The following is a 2,830-nucleotide window of genomic DNA, read 5'->3' as shown; positions in this document are numbered from 1 at the left end:
GGAAAACAGAGTGAACCAGAAAATAACGGAAACACTGGTCTAGGTGAAAAGGCTAAGACGGCTGATAAAGTTGAACAGGGAGTGAATGATAAGGATAATGTGGGTGATGGGGTGAGCCCCAGTGGGAGAAGCATATCTGATATTGAAAACGATCCTAATTCCGTTCTTAATTTAGATGTAGATCGGTGGTTTTCTGACTTGTTAAATCCTAGAGACGTTAACCCCATTTATGTAGATGAAGTGCCGACATATGAGCAAGCAAAGGGTAACTGGAAGCTTGGAAATGGAGCTGCAATAAGATTACCATCGTCAGCTGTCGACTTTAGTGAATTAATCTTAGGAGATGCTCCTCAAATTAGAGCAATAATAGACAACAACCCGAATGCTCCTTGGGGAAGTATGTTTAAAGTAAAATGGAGAGGTCCCGACGATAATTTGGCGTACAAAACTCCTGATAGTCAATATGAAACCCTAGGTGACATATCGATACATGTCATCGGAACGCTAACGAGATTAGACAACGGATGGTATTTCTCCGGTAGTTACAAACCTTTTGATGATCACTATAATTTTGACTTTCAATGGAGTAAACCTTGGAGATCTACATTAACGTTAGGAGCCAATATTGATCATGGTGAAGGTACTCCATATGACTATGAGTTTTTAGGCAGGATTAAATATAATGGCTATGTTGAATAATACGGGGCTAAATGTGAAAAAAATTCTAATAATATTATCAGTACTTGGAATTTCGATAGCGATATGGGGGGGGCACGCTTTTTTACTAAGTGACTCATCACTTTTAAAAATTGCCACAAATCGACTTGAAATTGAATTAAATAGAAACCCATGTAAAAGTCTTTCTAAATATCAGGTTCTTCGAAGTAAGGGTTACAAAGTGGTTAGTTATGGTTGGTTATGTAAATATGAATCTAATATGTACTACTATTATTCGATTAGTGTTTTAGGTAATGGAAGCACAGAGCTTTATAAACTTTCGCTTGACGAAAATGAAAAAAATGAATTTTATTCTTATTTTGGAGATTAGGAATGTTTGGGGTCAAGTCTTTAATTGCCGGTTTTGGCAAACACTGAATGGGGACAGCCCTGACTTTTAAGCCCGAAGAATCGCTCGGAAAGCCGGAAAATCAAGAAGCGTGACTTTCACTGGTCATAGTCTTGGCGGAGGGTTGGCTAGTGCTGCATCTCTAAGTTACCTGCGAAATGCCGTAACTTTTAATGCTGCTGGACTTCATTCCAATGTTGTCGATCGGTATCGAGAGCGTTGGTCTGGAAAACCAGAAGACTTTATAAAAGCGTATTATTTAAAAGGAGATATTTTAAGTCATATTCAAGATTCGCCATTAATTTTTTGGCAAGCAAAGCTCTTAGGAAAAATTCCAGCAGCTGCCGGTAAACGGATTCCTCTAAGCCCTGGGCCAGGAACAAATACCCACAGCCAAATAAACTTACATAGAATGACAGAAGTACTAAAAAGCGAGGATTTGTGATGCTTAGAATTGCAAGGCATTGGCCATTAATATTTCTATTTGTTTGTTTCTCTAGTTCTTGTAGTGCTAAACAAAATAGATTATTAGAGATTGATTTAAAAGCATGTGATGTTCGAGACTCAACAAGCGAACTTTCAAAGGTGCTGGATAATATAGAATCACGGAATACTAAGTTACTTGAAACTTCATTGACGGATCTGAATGACATTAATATTATTAGTAAAAAAATGACTAGCTTACTAAGTTGTAGCATATTTTATGACAACAAAGATGCATTCAAATTATTGTTGGAAAGAGGGGCAAGTCCAAATCTTGCTTTTAAAAATGGAAGGTCACTCATTCATTTGGCTGCAAAGTTGAAAGACTCGTACTATCTCCAAAGCTTGTTGGAATACGGCGCCAGAGTAGACCAAATTAATTCAAAAAAAGGTTGGGCGCCAACTGCGCTTTATTACGCTGTGTCAGAAGCAAACACTAAAAATATTGAACTCTTATTGGGTATGAATGCAGAAATAGATTATCGTAATTCTATGATGGAAACACCTCTTTTATATGTTGCAGGGTTATTAGATTATGATACAACCTATTATTTGTTATCGAAAGGAGCAGATTTTCGACTAAAAGATAACCAAGGATATGATTTGAAAATGGTGCTAGAAGAACAAATCATTTCTCGTGATTCAGAATTATTTACGAAAAAGTTCAAAGTGATTTCGTTTTTAATAGATAGAGGCATTGAAGTGAAGTATTAACGCACCAGTCAGACAACTCAAGGAGGAAATGAAGCGGGTTGGTTTGAGAAAGGTACTAACTTTCTTTTAGGACGAGGCTATGTTTCAAATAATGAGCACTATAAAAATCATTACGAAAAGATAAAAGCTGATTGTCAACGAAACTCTGGTACAAGTTGTTCTGGAAGTTCATTAGATAAAGAATACTTGCAGCTATATTCTGAATATACTACTGGAGCGATTGGAGGAAACTCTCCTGGGCCGATTGTTGTCTCTAGCGCACAAAGAGGAGTTAATCAAGTTCAGTTACTTCGAGCATCTGGACCTAAAAAAGTTATTAGGTTTAAAGATGGCGAGTTGTTTGGACATACAAAAAAATAAGGGGGCAAGCCTATTTTACAATATATAGACCCACTCGAATAGAATATAAAGGCGCATTTCACCATGTGATGAATCGCGGCCGAGGCCGTCAAACGGTTTTTCACCATGAAAAAGACTATCAGGCGTTTTTATCGGTCCTTCAAGAATCGCATGAGCAATTTGATGCGATGATTCATTGTTATTGTTTAATGGGTAATCATTACCATT

The 2,830-nt window shown here is 37.2% G+C and carries 6 protein-coding genes; 5 read left to right on the top strand and 1 reads right to left on the bottom strand.

What is annotated here, in order from left to right; genetic code table 11:
• The 5 genes from ABVT42_RS21905 to ABVT42_RS21885 form a co-directional block, all read left to right on the top strand.
• A partial coding sequence (locus ABVT42_RS21905; protein WP_367024467.1) for a hypothetical protein occupies window positions 1-699 on the top strand: 699 nt, incomplete at its 5' end.
• Window positions 683-1,048 carry a hypothetical protein gene (locus ABVT42_RS21900; protein WP_353898089.1) on the top strand — a complete coding sequence of 122 codons (366 nt, stop codon included), beginning with the start codon at window positions 683-685 and terminating at the stop codon, window positions 1,046-1,048. The genes ABVT42_RS21905 and ABVT42_RS21900, both read left to right, overlap by 17 nt.
• A 79-nt stretch (window positions 1,049-1,127) precedes the next feature.
• Window positions 1,128-1,511 (top strand): Tle-like phospholipase domain-containing protein, encoded by a 384-nt coding sequence (locus ABVT42_RS21895; protein ID WP_353898092.1) that lies wholly within the window; start codon window positions 1,128-1,130, stop codon window positions 1,509-1,511.
• A complete protein-coding gene (locus tag ABVT42_RS21890; protein WP_353898090.1) occupies window positions 1,511-2,263 on the top strand; it encodes an ankyrin repeat domain-containing protein in 753 nt (250 codons plus the stop codon). The genes ABVT42_RS21895 and ABVT42_RS21890 overlap by 1 nt, the downstream gene beginning before the upstream one ends.
• Window positions 2,264-2,449: 186 nt before the next feature.
• Window positions 2,450-2,623 carry a hypothetical protein gene (locus ABVT42_RS21885; protein WP_353898091.1) on the top strand — a complete coding sequence of 58 codons (174 nt, stop codon included), beginning with the start codon at window positions 2,450-2,452 and terminating at the stop codon, window positions 2,621-2,623.
• Between the two features lie 15 nt (window positions 2,624-2,638).
• Here ABVT42_RS21885 and ABVT42_RS21880 read toward each other — a convergent pair.
• Window positions 2,639-2,830: hypothetical protein (locus ABVT42_RS21880; RefSeq protein WP_367024464.1), on the bottom strand; the 192-nt coding region annotated here is incomplete at its 5' end.

The sequence above is a fragment of the Aliikangiella maris genome (assembly GCF_040719265.1).
GTDB classification, from domain to species: domain Bacteria; phylum Pseudomonadota; class Gammaproteobacteria; order Enterobacterales; family Kangiellaceae; genus Aliikangiella; species Aliikangiella maris.
Note: the sequence above shows the minus strand (reverse complement) of the source record. Positions and strands in the feature narration are given on the sequence as shown.

What these genes read in the sequence shown, in the direction of transcription:
- ABVT42_RS21900 (WP_353898089.1), top strand. Translation starts at nt 683, where the DNA reads ATGGCTATGTTGAATAATACGGGGCTAAATGTGAAAAAAATTCTAATA.
- ABVT42_RS21890 (WP_353898090.1), top strand. Translation starts at nt 1,511, where the DNA reads ATGCTTAGAATTGCAAGGCATTGGCCATTAATATTTCTATTTGTTTGT.